The 18,585-nt window shown below is 68.4% G+C and carries 16 protein-coding genes and 1 pseudogene; 7 read left to right on the forward strand and 10 right to left on the reverse strand.

What is annotated here, in order from left to right; genetic code table 11:
• Positions 1–4: 4 nt before the first annotated feature.
• Both ACFQU4_RS14780 and ACFQU4_RS14785 read right to left on the reverse strand, forming a co-directional pair.
• Positions 5–1,651: an ABC transporter substrate-binding protein gene (locus tag ACFQU4_RS14780; RefSeq protein ID WP_377493081.1), complete on the reverse strand. Its 1,647-nt coding sequence runs from the start codon at positions 1,649–1,651 to the stop codon at positions 5–7.
• On the reverse strand, positions 1,651–2,859 hold the full coding sequence (locus tag ACFQU4_RS14785) for a dipeptidase (protein ID WP_377493083.1): 1,209 nt from the start codon (positions 2,857–2,859) through the stop codon (positions 1,651–1,653). Before ACFQU4_RS14785 ends, ACFQU4_RS14780 begins: the two co-directional genes overlap by 1 nt.
• A gap of 162 nt (positions 2,860–3,021) precedes the next feature.
• Here ACFQU4_RS14785 and ACFQU4_RS14790 point away from each other — a divergent pair, with 162 nt between their 5' ends.
• Positions 3,022–4,071 carry an ABC transporter ATP-binding protein gene (locus tag ACFQU4_RS14790; RefSeq protein WP_377493408.1) on the forward strand — a complete coding sequence of 350 codons (1,050 nt, stop codon included), beginning with the start codon at positions 3,022–3,024 and terminating at the stop codon, positions 4,069–4,071.
• Positions 4,058–5,062, forward strand: coding sequence for an ABC transporter ATP-binding protein (locus ACFQU4_RS14795; protein WP_377493085.1), 1,005 nt, complete (start codon positions 4,058–4,060; stop codon positions 5,060–5,062). The genes ACFQU4_RS14790 and ACFQU4_RS14795 overlap by 14 nt, the downstream gene beginning before the upstream one ends.
• Here the strand turns inward: ACFQU4_RS14795 and ACFQU4_RS14800 are convergent, their stop codons facing one another.
• Both ACFQU4_RS14800 and ACFQU4_RS14805 read right to left on the reverse strand, forming a co-directional pair.
• Complete coding sequence (locus ACFQU4_RS14800) at positions 5,063–5,977, reverse strand: phosphotransferase family protein (protein WP_377493087.1); 915 nt, start codon at positions 5,975–5,977, stop codon at positions 5,063–5,065.
• Positions 5,978–6,149: 172 nt separating this feature from the next.
• Entirely contained in the window at positions 6,150–7,649 is a 1,500-nt protein-coding gene (locus tag ACFQU4_RS14805; RefSeq protein WP_377493089.1) for a DUF222 domain-containing protein, read from the reverse strand.
• A gap of 64 nt (positions 7,650–7,713) precedes the next feature.
• Between ACFQU4_RS14805 and ACFQU4_RS14810 the strand changes: the two genes are divergently transcribed.
• The 4 genes and pseudogenes from ACFQU4_RS14810 (at position 7,714) to ACFQU4_RS14825 (ending at position 9,882) form a co-directional block, all read left to right on the forward strand.
• Positions 7,714–7,947, forward strand: a complete 234-nt coding sequence (locus ACFQU4_RS14810) for a hypothetical protein (protein WP_377493091.1) — start codon at positions 7,714–7,716, stop codon at positions 7,945–7,947.
• Between the two features lie 274 nt (positions 7,948–8,221).
• Complete coding sequence (locus tag ACFQU4_RS14815) at positions 8,222–8,752, forward strand: SigE family RNA polymerase sigma factor (protein WP_377493093.1); 531 nt, start codon at positions 8,222–8,224, stop codon at positions 8,750–8,752.
• 1 nt (position 8,753) lies between these two features.
• Complete coding sequence (locus ACFQU4_RS14820) at positions 8,754–9,374, forward strand: hypothetical protein (RefSeq protein ID WP_377493095.1); 621 nt, start codon at positions 8,754–8,756, stop codon at positions 9,372–9,374.
• A gap of 54 nt (positions 9,375–9,428) precedes the next feature.
• A pseudogene (locus ACFQU4_RS14825) lies at positions 9,429–9,882 on the forward strand (DinB family protein).
• A 16-nt stretch (positions 9,883–9,898) separates the two neighbouring features.
• On the opposite strand, the gene ACFQU4_RS14830 reads toward ACFQU4_RS14825, so the two are convergent.
• The 4 genes from ACFQU4_RS14830 to ACFQU4_RS14845 are packed head-to-tail and all read right to left on the reverse strand — an operon-like array spanning position 9,899 to position 14,324.
• Positions 9,899–11,224, reverse strand: a complete 1,326-nt coding sequence (locus ACFQU4_RS14830; protein WP_377493097.1) for an ABC transporter substrate-binding protein — start codon at positions 11,222–11,224, stop codon at positions 9,899–9,901.
• Between the two features lie 27 nt (positions 11,225–11,251).
• The gene (locus ACFQU4_RS14835) at positions 11,252–12,076 is read right to left on the reverse strand and encodes a carbohydrate ABC transporter permease (protein ID WP_377493099.1); all 825 of its coding nucleotides are present in this window, start codon (positions 12,074–12,076) and stop codon (positions 11,252–11,254) included.
• Positions 12,077–12,091: 15 nt separating this feature from the next.
• Positions 12,092–13,000: a carbohydrate ABC transporter permease gene (locus ACFQU4_RS14840; protein ID WP_377493101.1), complete on the reverse strand. Its 909-nt coding sequence runs from the start codon at positions 12,998–13,000 to the stop codon at positions 12,092–12,094.
• On the reverse strand, positions 12,993–14,324 hold the full coding sequence (locus tag ACFQU4_RS14845) for a glycoside hydrolase family 36 protein (RefSeq protein WP_377493103.1): 1,332 nt from the start codon (positions 14,322–14,324) through the stop codon (positions 12,993–12,995). Before ACFQU4_RS14845 ends, ACFQU4_RS14840 begins: the two co-directional genes overlap by 8 nt.
• Before the next feature lie 65 nt (positions 14,325–14,389).
• Here ACFQU4_RS14845 and ACFQU4_RS14850 point away from each other — a divergent pair, with 65 nt between their 5' ends.
• Complete coding sequence (locus ACFQU4_RS14850) at positions 14,390–15,289, forward strand: helix-turn-helix domain-containing protein (RefSeq protein ID WP_377493105.1); 900 nt, start codon at positions 14,390–14,392, stop codon at positions 15,287–15,289.
• 70 nt (positions 15,290–15,359) lie between these two features.
• Here ACFQU4_RS14850 and ACFQU4_RS14855 read toward each other — a convergent pair whose 3' ends face one another.
• Both ACFQU4_RS14855 and ACFQU4_RS14860 read right to left on the reverse strand, forming a co-directional pair.
• Positions 15,360–16,100 carry a VOC family protein gene (locus ACFQU4_RS14855; protein WP_377493107.1) on the reverse strand — a complete coding sequence of 247 codons (741 nt, stop codon included), beginning with the start codon at positions 16,098–16,100 and terminating at the stop codon, positions 15,360–15,362.
• Between the two features lie 265 nt (positions 16,101–16,365).
• Positions 16,366–18,579 (reverse strand): discoidin domain-containing protein, encoded by a 2,214-nt coding sequence (locus ACFQU4_RS14860; RefSeq protein WP_377493109.1) that lies wholly within the window; start codon positions 18,577–18,579, stop codon positions 16,366–16,368.
• Positions 18,580–18,585 lie beyond the last annotated feature (6 nt).

Consider the following 18,585-nt stretch of genomic DNA (forward strand, 5'->3'; position numbering starts at 1 on the left):
CGGGTCACTTGACCTTGGCGGCGCCGGCCACCGACTCGGGATTGACGATCGACAACAGTTCGGACGGCTTGGCCTGGAACCCGTCCCACTCGTCGGAGTAGGCGAAGTAGAGGTTCTGCGTGTACATGATGTTGTCGTACATCTGGTCCCGGACGATCTTGGCCGCCTGGCGCATCAGGGTGATCTTCTGCTGCTTGTCCTGAGTCACCGCGGCGTCGTTGATCAGCTTGCTCAGCGCCGGGTCGTCGACGTAGCTGTAGTTGATCACTCCACCGGGCAGGTAGGTCAGGGACATGTTGGTGACCGGGTCGTCCATGATCGCGAAGTTGCCGGCGTAGATGTCGAAGTCACCCTTGTCGGTCTTGGCGAGGTAGGTGTTCCGCTCCATCCCCTGCAGTTCGATCTTGATCCCGGCCTCGGCCGCGGAGTCCTTGATCATCGTCACCCACTGGTCGGTGACGCTGTCCTGCAAGGAATAGATCAGCCGGAAGCTCGGCTCGAACATGCCGTCCGCACCCGGTTGGTAGCCGGCCTGCTCCATCAGCTGACGGGCCTTGGCCGTATCGAACGGGTACTCGGTGATCGACGGATCGTGGTAGTCCGACAGCACCGGCATCAGCGGGCTGTGCCCGGTCGAGACGGCCTGGCCCTGCAACACCACGGTGCGGATCGCGTTGTAGTCGACCGCGTGGGCGAGGGCTTGCCGTACCTCGACCTTGGCCAGGTCCGGCTTCGTCATGTTGTACGTCAGGTGGGCGTAACCGAGGCCCTTGGACTCGGCGATCTTGACCCCGGCCGTGCTGCGCAGCTTCTCCACCTGGGCCGGCGGCAGCGCGTTCGCGATCACGTCCACCTCGCCGCTCTGCAGGGCGAGGATCTCGGTGTTCACGTCCGGATAGACCCGGTAGACGACCTGCTTCGGGCCGGGTTTGCCGCCCTCGACCAGCGGGTAGCCGTCCACCCGGTCCAGCGTGTAGCTCTGGCCGACCTGGACGCTCTTCAGCTGGTACGGGCCGGCGCTGACCCAGCCACCGTCGGACCCGTCGTTGGCGAACGTGGCGACCGACTTCGCCTTGCCGAACACGTGTTTCGGCACGATGTTGCCCCAGAAGCCGATCTCTTCGATGATCGACGTGTCCGGCTTGGACAGCTTCAGTTCGACCCGGGTGGCCGAGACCGCCTCGGCGGACTCGAAGTTGGCCAGCTGGCCGTAGAAGGTGCCGGACGGCTTGTCCTGCTTCACCGTGTTCAGGGTCCAGGCGACGTCCTCGGCGGTCAGCTTGGTGCCGTCGCTCCAGGTGAAGTCGTCCCGGATCTCGTAGAACCCGGTGGTCGGGTCGACGTAGCCCCACTCGGTCGCCAGATGGGCCGTCTTGCTGCCGTTGTCGGCGATGCCGAGCAGATGCGGGTACATCAGGTTGGTGATCCAATAGTCGCTGCGACTGTTGCCGATCAGCGGGTTGTAGTTGACCACGTCGGTGGTCGTCGCGATCGTCAGGGTCGGGTCGGCCACGGCACCGCCGCTCGGTGCCGCCGGATCGCCGGCGGGGCCGGTCGGGGCGGTCGGCGCGCAGGCGGCGACCATGATCATGATCACCGCCCCGGCCAGCAGAATCAGAGCGTTGGCACGTGCGCGCGGACGCGGGTCCATCAGATCCATACCTCCTCGAGAACCCGCAGCGTGTTGCCGCCGACGACGGCCCGGATCTCGTCGTCGGAGTAGTCGTGCTTGACCAGCCAGCCGATGATGTTGAAGAACTCCTCGGCGGGGTTCTCCAGACCGTCGACGTACTCGACTTCTTCGAACTCGACGCCGGCATGGGCCTGCCCGATCGACAGGTTGCCGGCGAACGCGTGATGCAGTCCGACGTGATCACCGAACAGGGTGTCCGGGCCGAAGCTCACGTGCTCCAGGCCGACCAGGTCGACGCAGTAGACGAAGTGATCCATCACCGACTCCAGCGAGTGCCGGGGATGCTGCGGCGACAGGGTCGTGTGCGGCGCCGCCTCGAGCCCGATCACGCCGCCGCGCTTGGCACATTCGGTGATCGTCTCGTCGGTCTTCATCCGGTTCGTCGGCCAGACCGACCGGGCACCGGCGTGGGTGATGAAGACCGGCTTCTTGGACGCCTTGATCACGTCGACGCAGGTCTGGTCGCCGGAGTGCGAGATGTCGATCGCGATGCCCAGCTTGTTCATCCGCTCGACGGCACGTTCGCCGAAGTACGTCAGCCCGCCGTCGCGGCGCTCCTTGAGTCCGCTGCCCAGCGTGTTCGCCTCGGAGTAGGCGATGCCCATCTGCCGGACCCCGAACCCGTACAGGACATCCAGCCGGTCGACCTCGTTCTCGATCATGGTCGAGGCCTCGAGCGCGAAGACGTGCGCGATCCGGCCGGTCTGGTGGGCGTACTCGAGGTCCGCCAGCGTCTCGCCCTTGATCACGAAGTCCTGGTGCGCCAGGTCGGCCATCCGGACGCCCAGGTCGAACAGGACGTCGGTGTACTTCCAGCCGGCGTCACTGCTGATGCAGCAGGTGCCGTCCATCCCGTTGTCGAACACGGCGGTCAGCCCGGACCGGGACAGGCCTTCGTAGCCGGTCGGTTCCCGGCCCTGCCGGATGTGATCACGCAGCTGCCCCATGTCCTCCGGGAACACCTGGACGTGATCATGGAGCGAGATCACCTTCTCGTCCGCCAGCAGGCGACGGGTGCGCTCACGCTGGGCGTCGTTGAGGTCGAGGCCCGTGTATTCCGGGACTCGGTTGAGCTGCTTGGCGTAGCGGAACTCCCGGAAGTCCTTGCCGGCCTCCAGGTAGTCGTACGCCGTGTAGCCGGTGTAGCGCTTCGCGGGCTCCAGCACAGTCGATCTCCTTCGTCGAACGTCGGCCTGTGCTGCCTCTCGAACCTTCGGCACAGGCATCGCAAGGTTGACCGATCGTCGGCACGAATGTCAATGTTGATGACGAATCTCGGCACAGATCGCTCACAGCTGATACATATCGGTAACAATGGACGTGTCATGATGAATTCCGTGGACAACTCTCCGCCCGAACCCGGGCCCGAACCGGTGCTGCGGGTGCGCGGCCTCGACGTCCGGTTCCGCACCCGGTCGGGCGACCTGTCGGTGGTCCGGGACGTCGACCTCGAGGTGGGCCGCGGCGAGGTGGTCGCGCTGCTCGGCGAGTCCGGTTCCGGCAAGTCGGTCACCGCCCGGGCGATCATGGGACTGCTCGAGGACACCGCGACCGCGACCGCAGACGAGTTGTGGCTGGCCGGCCGGGACCTGACCGCGCTGGACGAACGGGGCCGGCGGGAGCTGCGCGGCACCGAGATCAGCCTGGTCATGCAGGACGCGCTGTCGGCGCTCAATCCGGTGCTCAGCGTCGATGATCAACTCGGGGAACTGTTCCGTGTCCGGCGCGGGCTGAGCCGGTCGGCGGCCCGGGCCAAGGCCGTCGAACTGCTCGGTCTGGTCGGCATCCCGGCGCCCCGCCAGCGGATCCGTGATCATCCGCATCAGTTCTCCGGCGGCATGCGGCAGCGGATCCTGATCGCGATGGCGATCGCCCTGGAGCCGAAGGTGCTGATCGCCGACGAGCCGACCACCGCCCTGGACGTGACGGTGCAGGCCCAGATCCTCGACCTGCTGGACCGGCTGCGCGATCAGCTCGGGATGGGCATCCTGTTGATCACTCATGATCTTGGAGTCGTGCTGGAGGTCGCCGACCGGCTGGCGGTGATGTACGCCGGCCGGGTGGTCGAGGCCGGCGCCGCCGACCCGGTGCTGGACCGGCCGGCGCATCCGTACACGCAGGCTCTGCTGCGGTCGATGCCGCAGGCGGCCGGCCAGGGATCGCCGTTGATCGCCATCCCTGGTTCGCCGCCGAACCCGGCCCGGACGCCGTCCGGCTGCGCGTTCCATCCGCGGTGTCCGGTCCGGCTGCCATTGTGCCGGGAGGTCCGCCCGGAACCGGCCGAGCCGGGTCCGGGCCGGATCGCCGCCTGTCACCGGAGCCGGGAGTTGATCACCGGCACCATGATCAGTGAGGAGCCGGTTCATGGCGGAGTCTGAGGTGGTGCTGGCCGCGACCGACCTGGTCCGTACCTTCCCCACCGGATCGGCGCTGAGCCGGTCCCGGGTGTCGGCCGTGGACGGCGTCAGCCTCGACCTGCAGGCCGGCCAGACCCTCGGCGTGGTCGGCGAGTCCGGCTGCGGGAAGTCCACCCTGGCCCGGCTGCTGGTCGGCCTGGAACGCCCGGACTCGGGAACGTTGCGCTATCGCGGCACCGACGTCACGGCCGGCCGGTCGCGGGACCGCAAGCTGCTCCGGCAGGGCGTCCAGTTGATCTTCCAGGACCCGTACACGTCGCTGGATCCGCGGATGACCGTGCTCGAACTGGTCGCCGAGCCGCTCGCCGCCAGCCGGACCGGCCGCCCCGCGCAGCGGCGGGACCGGGTCGCCGAGCTGCTCGACCTGGTCGGGCTGGATGCGGACATGATGGCCCGGTTCCCGCACCAGTTCTCCGGCGGCCAACGGCAGCGGATCGGGATCGCGCGGGCGCTCGCCCTCGATCCCGACGTCCTGGTCTGCGACGAGCCGGTGTCCGCGCTGGACGTGTCGGTGCAGGCCCAGGTGGTCAACCTGCTCGGCGACCTGCAACGGCGGCTGGGCGTGGCGATCTTGTTCATCGCTCATGATCTTGCGGTCGTCCGGCACATCGCGGACCGGGTGGCCGTGATGTATCTGGGCCGGGTGGCCGAGCTCGGCCCGACCGAGGAGATCTACTCCCGGCCGCGGCACCCGTACACCCAGGCCCTGTTGTCCGCGACGCCGCCGGCCACCCGGGCGGAGCGCGGCAAGCTCTCCCGCCGCCGCGCCCTGACCGGCGAGCCACCGTCTCCCGTCGACCCGCCGGCCGGCTGCCGCTTCCATCCGCGCTGCTGGCTGGCCACCGACGAGTGCCGTACCGTCGTGCCGGTGCTGCGGGTGCCCGAGGGCGACCATGATCATCGCCGCAGCGCCTGCCACCACGCGGAGCAGCTGGACCCGCTGCCGGCCTGATCAGAGCCGCGCGGCCGCCGCGGCGACGAACGCGTCGAGCGCCGGATCCGGTTCGTCGTCGCTGCCGGTCCAGGAGATGACATCGGTCAGATCCCAGTACGGGTGGTAGTCGGCCGTACCCGTGATCGTCTGCCACATCGCCAGGAAGCGATCCGCGACCTCGAGGTCGAACTGGCGCGCCAGGTTGGCCCGGCAGTGCGCGACGTCCGCCTCGGCGGCGCCGACGCAGGCACTCGGCCAGTCCACGATGCCGCTGAGTTGATCTTGTGACCACAACACGTTGCCGGGGTGGTAGTCGCGGTGCAGGAAGACCTGCGGCACGTCCGGCTGCGGCCCCTCGTACAGCTCGATCGCGTGTCGCCAGGCGGCCGGGTGCTCGGACCAGGACGGCGGGAGCTCCCGTTCCGGCGGATAGGGAGCGAACCTGCGCAGCCCGTCGCCCGGCGGCACGGCATGGATCACCGGGAGCGCCTCCGCGAGTCGGCGTAGCCAGCCGTCCAGGTCGTCCGGCCGCCAGTCCACCCGGCCCGGCAGCCATGACATCACGACCGTCGGCGCACCGGTCGCGCCGCCGCCGAGGTCGGCAGCGAGCAGGCGCGGTGCGACGACCGGGCTGTCGGCCAGCAGCTCGAGAACGTGCGCCTCGTTACCCGGCGTCCATGGCTCCTCGGCGAGCCAGTCCAGGACATAACGGCGCAGGACGACGGGAAGGGTGGCGCCCTGGTCGGTGCCGAGCAGGATTCGGTGGACGGCCGAGGACGTACCGCCCGGCAGGGCTTCCACCTCGATGATCTTGTCGGCGCCGAGCTGCTCTATGAGCCAGCGCAGCGTTTCGGTGGGTGGTCTGCCGCGCAGGGTGCGGTGCAGTTCGGGTTCGAGCTCGTAGCCGTGCCGGGTTGGCTGGGTGAAAGACATGCGGCTGACTCCTGGAGTTGATCGATGACAAGGACCATGGGCGCGCAGACTCCAGGTGGTCCGCGCGCTGCGGCCGGCCGGAGCGTCCGAGCCGGCCGGTGTCCTCGCCCGAGCAGGTCAGCCCGGGGCGATCAAAGGATCAACATCACGTGAGCATTCTCGCAGACGGAGCTCAGCTGGCCTTGGGGAGGCTGGTTCTGGGTGCGGGTGCGGCGGTTTCCCAGACGGTGTGGGCGAAGGTGCCGTTGCCGAGGTCGTGGTTGCCGTGGTGGTTGGTCAGGTAGACGTAGCCGTGGGGTGAGCGGAAGATCATGGTGCCGGGTTCGGGTTGTCGTCGCCGCCACCCGCCGTGCGTGACCAGCCGGTGCTCCAGCCGCGCTAACGGAATCAGCGCTTCGACCGTGGTCTGCCCGGGTGGGCCGCCGTTGATGATCGGCTGGTAGCGGCGGTGATGATCAAGGTCGAGACTGCGGGTGGCGGTGGACCAGGGGAACACGCTGCCGGGATGGCGGAGCTGGACGTGGCGGCGGTGGCGTTGCGGAATCTCGTAGCAGTCCACCGGTGGCGGTGCGTCGTTGAGGTCGATCACGGGTCGGACCCGGACCCGGCGGTGCCCGAGCCACTCCTTCACCATGGACAATAGGGCCGGGCCAAGATCAGCAACCCGGCACGGACCGTGGCCCCGTTCGAGCGACTCGGCCGCGACGTGCACGACCAGCTCGGCCGGCGGCGTCAGCCGGTCCGGGTTCAACCGTTCGACCAGTCGCTCGACCGCCGCCTGGAAGATCACCGACTCAGTGCCAGGGTTGGTGGTGGGGCGGTCCCGTAGTGACGGGTGCACCTCGGATTCCTCGACCGGCCGACCTGTCTCGGCGGCGATGTCGTCCAAGGCGGCAGCGAGTTCGGCGTCGAACAGTTCCGGTTGGTGGTGCCGGGCCAGGACTTCGACGGCACGCAGCGGGAACGCCAACAACGCCAACGCGTCGGCACGGCGTTCATCCGCCGACGCGGCGTCGGCCGGGAGACAAGCAGCGAGGCGTTGGACGGTGGCGTTGAGCTGGTTGATCGCGAGCGGATCATTCTTGCAGTACAAGCCTTTCAGGCCGTCGTCGTCGGTCTGGGTCACCCACACACCTCGCTTGCCCTTGCGGGCAGCGTGTTGTTCCTCGATCCGGTCCCGGTCGATGGTCATGATCGCGGCATCGAGCCGGTCCTCGAGCTTGCCCCACGGCACAGTGCCGGCATATTCGGCGATCTGCTCATCCACCCAGCGGGCTTGTGCCAGGGTCAGCGTGTGGGTGCGCCGAGCGACCTGCACGCCTTGCCAGCCGAGCACTTCGTACCCGGTGATCTTGGCCCACAACAATGGGAGCCGGTGCCGCAGATCCAACGCCGACCCAACGAACCGGGCTGCTGCGAGCGGTCCTTTCGCCACCCGGCAGCCGAACTCGGCGATCGCTAGATCATTCACCTCCGGCGTGCCTTCCCCGCCAAGCCGGACTCCACGTGCCCCGCCGGGCAGGGCCAGCTCGTCGCGGTGGATCGACTCGGCCGGGTGCAGATCGGCCCACCTGGTGGCCAAGATCAACTCGTCGTTCTCCGCCCACGTCCGGGCCCGGTGCGCCGCCCCGGCAGCCTCCAGGACTGACCCCGCATCCATACCCTCGAACATGTGTTCTATTCTACCTCGGATCGCCGGTAAACCCAACAAAACAAGGAAAGGGTCCCATCCAGTCGTGGCACTGCTGCACTCATTGACCGAATCAGGCGCCACGGTGACCGACATCGAAGTCGATCTTGACTTCCTCGCACCGAAATTGGTGATCACGGGCAGGGTCGATTGCGAGACCTTGCCCCCTTTATGCGATCAGCGGCAACTGAACGGAGCTCCGCACCGGCCGGTGACCACCCGCGCTGAGACAGGACTCCATGATCAACGTCACGAACCCGTTCTCAGGGTGGCGCCCTGATCAACCGACCTCGGAGCGATCGTTCCATGCCACGTCGCGCCGGACTCGGGCGACGTGGGCTGATGGGGCCCCCGATCGCAAGATCAGCCAGACAACGCGCGAGTTTGTTCGGATCTGCAGTACCGACAATCGTCGTGACATCACACCGGACGTCGGTGACCACGCAGTCACCGGACTCTTGGTGACAGGTCGGGTCGCCCGGGTGATACTTCACGGACACTGAGCAACCTTCTGACCACCTGCAGGCGTCAGTCGGGCGGAAGGGTGGTGTCAGATGATCCAGCCCGAGATCAGCAGCGCCGGCAGGACGACCTTCGAGGAGTACGCCGGCACCGCCTGGCCGGCGCTCTATCGCTCGGCGTACCTGCTCACCGGCAATCACGCCGACGCCGAGGATGTCGCCCAGCAGACGCTGGAGAAGGCCTACCGGTCCTGGTCCCACGTCGTCGCCGCCTCCGTGCCCGAGGCCTATCTGCGATGCATGCTCACCAACACGTTTCTCTCCGGTCGGCGCTCGAAGCGGCACCGTCTGGAACTGTTGACCGACTCCTGGTCCGGAACCGAACAGCCGCACCCGCGGCCGGGGCCGGAGGATCAGTTGATGCTCTGGCCCCGGCTGAAGTCCCTGCCACCCCGACAGCGAGCGGTGATCGTGTTGCGCTACTTCGAGGACCTCAGCGAGGAGCAGATCGCCGAGGCTCTCGGCTGCTCACGCGGAACCGTGAAGTCCACCGCACACCGCGCGATCAAGGCGCTGCGAGCCGCGCTGATCTCGGACGGCCCGAGCCGGAGGAGGGAGAACTGAGATGAACGAGACCTTGGACGACGTCCTACGCCGCGAACTCCGGGAGGTGGCGGACCGCTTGACGGTCCCGCCGCGGCCCGCACTGCGGCAGGCTCCGAGCCGCGCCGCGCGACTCCGGCGCCCCTTGTTGGTCGCTGCCGCCGTCACGCTGATCGCCGGCCTGGTTGCGGTCCTGGCGGTGTACGGAGCCGGCCGATCGATGCAGCCGGCATTCCCGCCAACTCCGACCGCCGGTACGACAACGGCCGACGGCTTCAGCCTGCAGCTGTCCACCACGCCGCCCCGCGTCCTGATCGCCGACCGGCCAGACCTCGCGGTCTACGACCCGGCGGGCGAAAGCTGGTCCGGACGACTGCGGTACAACGACGACTGCGAGTGCTTCGTCCTGCTCGAGGACGGCGTTGCCGGCGCCGTGACCATCGTGGCGTGGCTCCCCGGATCCGTGGGATTCACCGAAGGAGGAAAGCGCGGGATCGAGCTGTACTACGGCCGTCGGATCCTCGAGGGCGCGCACCTCACCGGATCGGCAGTCCGCATAGCGGCTCCCGATCCTCCGCCGATCGACCTGCCTGACGATCTCCGGTTGCGGCCGGGCTGCCTGGTGATCTTCGGGGTCGAGTGAGTCGACGGCGAAGGATGCACAACGTCCGTCGAGCGGCCGACTCCGTGCGACGCTGTGATCAGGAGTGAACTCGACGCCCTGCTTGCTACGCTGCGCAATCTCCGCACGAGCGCGCTGGACAGGCTCGCCGGGCTCAGCGAGGAGGACGCCCGACGCAGCACCGTGCCGTCGGGGGCCAACCTGGCGGGCCTGATCCAGCATCTAACCTTCGTCGAGGCCAAGTGGGATCGAGCAGATCGTCGGGGGACGCAAGCCCAGCCGCGGCCAGCGGTCGATGCTCGTCGACGCGTCGGTGTCACTGCGAACCCTGCGTGCCGACTATCGGGCCGCCTGGGCCACCAGCGACGCGATCATCCGGGAGCTCGGCGATCCGGCGGCGCCGATCACGTACAACGGCAAGCCCCGCGATCTCCGCTGGGCCCTCCTCGCGGTGATCGGTGAGACGGCCCAGCACGCCGGTCACGCCGACATCATCCGGGAACAGATCGACGGGAAGACCGGCCGATGACAGGTTCTCCGACCGTCTAGCTCTCGTTGGCGATCTCGTCCATCTTCGCGGCGACCTCGGCGACCGGGGTCTTGTCCAGGAACAGGTCGGAGGCGGCCTTGTTGATCTCCGGGTCCTTGGCCACCCAGTCCTCGCCGACCGGCATGTTGACGGTGGCTCCGGCGGCCGACTCCAGGTACGGCGCGACGTCGATCCCCTTGCCCTTCCAGTACGAGACATAGCCGTCGCTCGCGCCGTTCAGGGCCGGGATGATGTAGCCGGCGTCGCCCATGATCTTCTGCGCCTTCTCGGAGCCGAGGAACATGATCAGCTTCATGGTCTGTTCCGGGTGCTTGGAGGCGGCGTAGGCGACCTCGCCGAGGCCGTTGATCATGACCGTGCGACCGGCCGGGCCGCGCGGGATCGGGGCGACGCCGATCTCGAACTTCACCTCGGGCAGGGCGAACGGCAGCAGCGCGTTGTTGGCGTCGAACATGGCCACCTCTCCGCGGTAGAACATCTCGGTGGCCTGGCCGGTCGGCGGGTTGGTCCGGGTGCCGTCCGGGGACAGGTGCCATTTGAAGATCAGGTCCCGGGCCCATTGCAGCGCCTCGACGGACTTCGGCGACGCGTAGCCGAACGCGCCGGTCGCCGGATCCTTCACCTGACCGCCGTTGGAGGCGATCCAGTTCAGCCAGGTGGTCTGGCCGTGGTTCCAGGACAGGAAGCCCCACTGCTTGATCGCGGACGGGTCGAAGCCGGACTCCCCCGCCGTCTTGCCCGCCTTGTCGACGGTCAGCTTGCGGGCCAGTTCCTCGAACGAGCCGGAGCCGTCCGGCTTCCACTCCAGGTCGCCCGGCGCGTCGACGCCGGCCTTCCCGAGCAGGTCCTTGTTGTAGAGCATGCCGACGACGCCGAGGTCCTTCGGCATTCCGTACTGTTGATCTTCCCATTTGTACGAGTCGACGACGTTCGGGTGATAGGCGGCGAGGTCGATCCCGGCCTCGGACAGTTGATCTTGGATCGGGGCCAGCACACCCTTCGAGGCCAGGTCCGGGAACCGGTCGACGGTCAGCCAGAACACGTCCGGGCCGTTGCCGGAGGCCAGCTCGGCGGTGAGCTTGGTCCAGTACTGGTCCCAGGGCAGCAGTTCCATCCGGACGGTGGTGTCCGGATTCTCGGCGGTGAACGCCTGGAACACGTCCTTGTAGCCGACCTCCTGCTGTTCGTCCCAGAGCCGGTAGACCAGCTCGACCTTCTCTCCTGGCGTGCTGGGCGTGGGCTCCTGGTTGCCGCAGGCCGACAGGGCCACCGTCCCGGCGGCGCTGATCAGAATCGTGCGTCGTGGAAAGGTGCGTGACATGAGTTGTGCCTCCTGATTGTTGCCGGCCTACTTGAGGCCGGTGACCGCGACGGAGCGGACGATGAATCGTTGGAAGAAGACGAACAGAACGAGCAGCGGCGCCAGTGCGATCAGGCTGCCGGCCATGACCGCGTTGTAGTCGACGCCGACCTCGCCCTTGAACAAGGCGATGCCGACCGAGAGCAGCCGCTTCTCGCGGCTGCTAGTGATGATCAACGGCCAGAGGAAGCTGTTCCAGCTGCCGACCACGGCGAGCGTGGTCACCGTGACCAGGATCGGCTTGGACAGCGGCAGGATGATCGACACGAGGGTCCGGACCGTTCCGGCGCCGTCGATCCGGGCCGCGTCCTCGAGGTCGGCCGGGATGGTCCGGAAGAACTGCCGGAGCAGGAAGATCGCGTACGGCGTGCCGAACATGGTCGGCAGCACCAGCCCGGCCCAGCTGTCGATCAGGCCGAGCCGCTGCATCATCAGGTACAGCGGGATCATGGTGACGACGGCCGGCACCATCATCGTCGACAGGTAGATCCAGAACAGCACATCCCGGCCGGGGAAGGTCATCCTGGCGAAGGCGTACGCGGCCAGCGTGCCGAAGATCAACTGGCCGGCCACGATGATCACCGTGACGACGACGGTGTTGAGCAGGTAGCCGCCGAAGCCGGAGTCGAACAGCCGGCCGAACGCGGCCAGGCTCGGCGGCCAGGACGGCTGCCAGGGCAGGGTGGCGAACAGTTCACCCGGGCCCTTGAACGCGGTGAGCACCGTGATCAGGTACGGGAACACGGCGAAGACGGCGCCCACCACCAGGATCGCGTACGCCGCGATGCTGGCCGGAATCGATGATCGAGACATGGGACCGAGGACTCCTCAGGAGACGTCGTACGTCGTGCGACGTTCGAAGTAGGCGAACTGGGCCAGGCTGACCGCGAGGATGATCACGAACAGCGCGACCGAGATCGTCGAGCTGTAGCCGAAGTCGAACTTCTCGAACGCCTGGTGGTAGATGTGGTACGTGATCACCTCGGTGCTGTCGCCTGGTCCGCCCTCGGTCATCACGTAGATCGTGTCGAACGCCTGGAACGAGCCGATCACGTTGGTGATCAACACGAACAGCAGCGTCGGCCGGAGCAGCGGCATGGTGATCGTGAAGAAGTGCCGTACCGCCGAGGCGCCGTCCAGCGCGGACGCCTCGCGCAGGCTCTCCGGGATGTTCTGCAGCCCGGCCAGGAAGAACAGCATGTTGTAGCCGGCGAACTGCCAGACGTGCACCGCGGCGACCGACGGCAAAGCCAGCTCCGGCGTCGACAGCCAGGCCGGCCCGGCGATGCCGAACAGGCCGAGGAAGGAGTTGATCGCGCCCCGGGCCGGGTCGAAGATCCAGCCCCAGACCAGACCGAGCGCGACCGGCGCGGCCATCCACGGGATCACCAGCAGTGCCCGGAAATACTTCATCCCCTTGAGTTTCCGGTTCACCAGGGTGGCCAGCAGGAGGGACAGGATCGTGGTGCCGGGTACGCAGATCAGCACGTACCCGACGGTCACCAGCAGCGAGTGGCCGACACCTTCGTCGCCGAACAGCTTGGCGTAGTTCTTCAGGCCGATGAACCGCGGCGTGCCGAGCAGCTTCCAGTCGAACAGGCTGACGATGATCACGATCAGCACCGGCGCGAGCAGGAAGCCGAGGATTCCGATCATGCTCGGCGCCAGCATTGCGTAGCCGGTCAGCCCGTGCCGGAGGGCCAGCCGGCTGCGCGGACGAGCGGTCGGTCTAAGCATCGACCGGGTCCGTACTGCTGGCGGTCAGGAGCTGCCGGGTCCGGGCCAGACCCCAGTCGTCCAGGGCGGCGATCGGGTCGCTGGCCAGCCGGAGGCCCGGCGAGCGTTCGATGTGGTCGGCCCAGGCCTCGCGGGCCTGCACCTCCGGCCGGACGATCAGGCAGTCCGGGTCGTTGGCCCAGAACCGGCCGTGCAGGAAGTCCCGGGCCCGGGAGGTCACCCGGGCGCCGTGCTGGCCGGGCTGGCTGATGTCGCCGCTCGGCGGTTCCACCAGCGGGTCGGTGTCCGGGGAGACCCGCATCAGGTCGACCAGGCCGACGCTGGGCAGGATCGGGGCACCGCAGCCGTGCAGGATCCGGTTCTCGCCGACCGCGTCCCTGATCAAGCTCATCCCGGCCCGGTAGGCCTCGATGCCGTCCACCTGGTCGTGCCGGCGGCCCTCGATCGCCCCGGCGTAGATGAAGTCGAGCTTGAAGTGGTCGTAGCCCTGCCGGCACAGTTCGGTGAACACGTCGGTGACGTGCTGCGCCGCCCCCGGATGGGTCACGTCCAAGATCAACTGCTGCTGCTCCCAGTTGTGCCCCGCGTCCGCGTCGCCGACCAGCCACTCCGGATGCCGCCGGGCCACCTCGCTCTTCGCGCCGACCAGGAACGGCGCCACCCAGATGCCGGCCCGGCGTCCCGAGGCCCGGATGTCGCTGGCCAGCCGTACCGTCGAGCCGAAGTCGTCCCGGGTGGTCAGCCAGTCGCCGATCTCAGACTGGTAGCCCTCGTCGAGCAAGATCAGGTCGACGCTCAGTTCATGATCATCGATGGCCCGGACGTCGGTCATCACGTCCCGCTCGGTGACCTTGCCCCAGTAGGCGTACCAGCTGCACCAGCCGGGGCCGTACACCTGGGTGTCGACCGCGCCGTGCCGGGCGCCGAAGTCGGAAGCCCACTCGGCCAGCGCGCGGTTCGGATCCGGGTAGCTGCCGGTGCGCCGCTCCACGTCGCCGTCCGCGGTGATCACTACGGAGTCCGACCGGACCTCGCAGCGCAGCGTCGGCACCCGGTCCGGCGTCGCCGCGGCGAAGACGGTCACCTGGTCGCCGTCGGCGACCGCGAGCAGGCCCTCGCCCTGGAAGACGCCGGGCGGCAGCGGCTCGACCGGGCGGTTCACCTCCGGCCGGTACGCCATCACCAGGTGGTTCGGCGCCGTCGGCCGGGGCGGCTGATCACCCGGCCGATACCACCCGCTCGGGCTCCACGACTGCCAGCCGTGCTCGTAGATCTGCACGGTACGGGGATCGCAACTGAGCTCGGCGACTGGCTCGAAGGGCATGGACGAAAGGGCCTTCCACTAGCAGGATGTTGCTTGACACTAGGGTGCGATCCAGGGGGATGACCATGAACGACGCTGCTGAGATCGAGCACGATCTTGCTACGCAGCTCCTGATCGAGCTCTACAGCGAGACTCCGCCGCCGAGCCGGCTGGTGACCGGGCACTTCCACAGCGGCCCGGACTACCGGGTGGTCCGGCCGGACGGCGTCGGCAGCTGGTACCTCGTCTACACCGTGGCCGGCGCCGGCCGGTTCCGGGTCGGCGACAACACCGTCGCGCTGCGGCACGGCGACCTGGCGCTGGTCCGGCCGGGCACCGAGCACGACTACGCGACCGTCGGTGCGCACTGGGACAACTGGTGGGCGCACTTCCAGCCACGCCGCGACTGGCACTCCTGGTTCGCGCTGCCCGAGGCCCTGCCGGGGGTGCACCATGTCCGGCTGCAGCGGCCGTCGGAGACCGACCGGGCGCTCTCCGCCTTCGCCCGGCTGCACCTGGACGCGCAGCGGGCCGGCCTGTCACCGACCGGCGACACGTACCTGCATCTGCTTGATCAGACTCTGGCCACCCAGCTCGCGCTGAACGGCATCGAGGAGGTGCTGCTGGTCGCGATCAGCAGCCTGCGCCAGGGCACCCGGCAACTCGACTCACGGGTCCAGCTGGTGCTGGACGCGATCACCACAGACCCCGCGAAGACGCACACGCTGACCCAGCTGGCCGGCCTGGCCCAGGTCTCGGTCTCCCGGCTGGCCCACCTGTTCAAGGAGCAGGTCGGCGATTCGATCATGAACGTCGTCCTCGGCCTCCGGCTGCAGCGGGCCGCCGAGCTGCTCGCCGCGACCGATCTCTCGATCGCCCAGATCTCCCGCGCCGTCGGCTTCGACGCCCCGCACTACTTCAGCCGCCAGTTCGCCCGCCGCCACGGCCAGTCCCCCTCCGCCTACCGCACCTCCCAAACCCACTGACCGGGCACAAAAGCAGCCGTTTGGGCGGCGTGTCGCTGCTGAGGTGCCCGGTCGAGCGGTGCGGGATGGATCAGAGACAGAACGGGTGCCCGGCCGGATCTGCGTAGACGGGGCCATCCATCGGGATCGCTCCGAGCCGTACAGCCCGGGCCCGGGCCGCCTCCGCGCCGTCGGGGAACCGGTAGTCGACGTGCAGCTGGGCCGGATAGGCCGGGTCGGGCCAGCGCGTCGCCGGGAACTGCGCGTGCTGGAAGGCCAGGTTGGGGAGCTCGTCGTCGGCAAGATCAAGTTCCACCCGCTCGACGGTGTCGATCGTGCGCTCCGGTACGCCGAGCAGGCCGGCATAGAAGTCGGCCAGGGAACGTGGGCTCAGGCAGTCGATCACCAGCCGGCCGATCCGGGCTTCCCCGGACGGGTGGGGATAGAGGCAGAACGGGTGACCGGCCGGGTCGGCGAAGATCCTGAAGTGATCTTGGTCGGCGAGCCGGGCTGCACCGAGCTCGCGGACCCGTTGATCGGCGGAATCGAGGTCGGGCACGAACAGATCCAGGTGCAGCTGTTGCGGATACTCCGGGTCCGGCCAGCGGGGCGGCCGGGCGTCGGACCAGCCGTCACCGTCCAGGGCCAACTGCAGTGGAGTGTCCGGCGGTTCCCGGGTCAGCTTCAGCCAGCCGTACGGCTCGAAGGCGCGCAGCCCGAGCAGTTCGCCGTAGAACGCGGCCAGCACCCGCCGGCCCTCCTGCCCGTTGATCAACTCCGGGCTCCCGATGGTGATCGTCATCGCGTCCGTGTCACGCAGCAAGTGGGCCATCCGCTCACCCTCACACCCCGTACCGGACATCTATGGTCCGGTACGGAACTCGACTCCGATCGTGGAAACCACCGCCGCGTCTGACCGCCTCGAACTTCCACACTGTCCTCGAGGGACACGGCCGTTCACCGCCGAGGCCTCAGGCAGGTCGTAGCCCTCGGCCGCCGAGGTCGCCCATCCCCTCTCGCCGACTGGGCAGTTGTGCAGCGACACGCCGCCAAAACGCCTGCTTTTGTGCCCAGTCAGCGGAAGGGGGGAGGGGGCTTTAGGGGGTGAGGGCGATGTTGAGTTCGGTGGCGGCGGCGTAGTCGGCGCCGCCGGCCACGCCGACCAGGCGGACGTAGCGGGCCTGGGTGCCGGCCGGGAACCGGGCGAGCTTGGCGTCGATGGTGCCGTCCCAGGTGCCCGTGGTGATCTCGGTGAAGGTCTGGCCGTCGGCGCTGCCCTCGATCCGGTACTCGGAGATCCGGCCGTTCGGTACGGCGCCGTCCTGGCGCGGGGTGTAGACCAGGGCCTCGATGGCGCGCGGCTGACCAAGATCAAGGGTGATCGACTGCGGCATCGGCGCGTGTGGCGCCCAGGCCGAGTGCCACATGGTGGAGCACTTGCCGTCGAGCGCCGAGGCCGGGCCGTGCGCGGCGTTGCCCTGGCTGGTCGCGGTCGCCGTGATCTCCTTCTGTGGCAGGAACTTCAGCGGACCGAACGGTCCGTCGACGGGCGGCGGGGTGCCCGGCACCCTGGTCACCCGGCCCACGCCGGGATCGGTGACCTGGGCGTGCGTCCGCAGGTGGTTCAGGAACACGTCCTGGCCCATCCGCGGTGCACGCACCAGGTCCTGGTGCTGTTCCTCGATGGTCGGGTAGCCGTACTGGCGGCCGTGCAGGACCAGGACCGAGGTGGTCGCCACCCGGTACGTGCGCTGCGCGCGCAGCGGCTCCCCGTTGATCAACACCTTCGCCGGATCGATCCGCTGACCGGGCGGCTTGCCCTCGTCATAGCTGTACGAGACGTTGCCGGACACCGCGAGCGCGGTCGACCGGCTGCAGCCGTAGGCCGGCGGCAGCCACTGCTCCTCCAGCACTTGATCAAGTTCGGCGCCGGTCAGGCTGATGGTGGTGATCGGGGAGATGCCGACCACCGGCCAGGCCTCGCCGTAGAGCACCCGCCCGGGCGCGTCCGCCGGCGACGTGCCCGGCGCGTAGGCCAGGCCCTGCGGCACCACGTCGACCCCGATGTCCGGCGGCACCAGCGCCAGGTCGGCGTTGCCGTGTCGGCGGTGCTTGGCCTCGGCCAGGTAGAGATCGGCGGCGAGGTTCATGATCCGGCTCTCCTGGGTGGTGGAGAACTCAAGATCACGAGTGATGCTGCTCAGCGGATCGTCCTGCCGGACCTTCCACTTGGCGAGCCAGTAGTCGACGATCTTGGTGATCCCGGCGTCCGGGGTGACGTCCTTGGTCACCGGGTGGTTGGTCGCCTTGGTGGCGTCCCGGATCACGTCGCCGGTCGCCGGGTCGATCGTCAGCTGCACCTCGCCGATCAGCTTGGCGTTGTCGCCGGCCTCGATCACCGGCCGCGGGTTCCCGTTCGGATCGGGGATCATGCAGTTGAACTGGGTGTGCCAGTGGCCGCCGAAGATCGCGTCGATCGCCGGCGACATCTTCCGGGCCGCGTCGAACAGCGAGCCGTTCGGGTTCTTGCACTCGTTGTAGAGGCCGCTGTGCTGACCGCCGTCGTGGGCGGAGACCACGATCGTTTCGACGCCCTTGGCCTGCAACTGCTCGGCGGCCCGGTCGGCACCGGCGACCAGGTCCTCGAACTCGAAGCCGCTGCCGCCGATGGACAGCGACTCCTCCGGGGTGCCGGGCAGGGTCAGACCGATGAAGCCGATCGGGATGATCTTGCCGCCCGGGCCGCGGACCTCACTGATCCAGTACGGCGGCAGCGCGCTCCGGTTCGTCGCCGGGTCGATGATGTTCGCCGCGTGGTAGCCGTAGTCGGTCCCGGCGAACGGCTGCCCGGTCGAGTCGGGGAAGCAGCTGTCGAAGCCCGGCTTGCCGTAGCACTCGCCCGACATCATCCTTTGCAGGAACGGGAACTCGCGGTCGAACTCGTGGTTGCCGGCGACGTCGAAGTCCATCCCGAGCGCGTTCAGCACCTCGATCGTCGGCTCGTTGGCGAAGGCCTGGGTGTAGTCCGGCCAGCCGCTGAACTGATCACCGGACCCGATCAGGAACGAGTTGGGCTGACCGGCGCGAAGTCGATCAAGGTGCGCCTTCAGGTAGCCGGCACCGCCGACGTCGATCGCGCCGTTCGGCCCGGTCACCTTCTGGTTGTGCGCGGGGTCCAGATACCCGTGCAGGTCGGTGATGCCGAGCACCTGGACGGTGACCGGCTCCTCCTCGGCCTGCGCCGGCAGCGGCAGCAGGAACAGCGCGGCGGCGGCCAGCACCGCGATCAAGGTCTTCGTCGATGCCTTCACGATCGG

Source organism: Microlunatus sp. GCM10028923 (genome assembly GCF_042666975.1).
Taxonomy (GTDB): Bacteria; Actinomycetota; Actinomycetes; order Propionibacteriales; family Propionibacteriaceae; genus Microlunatus.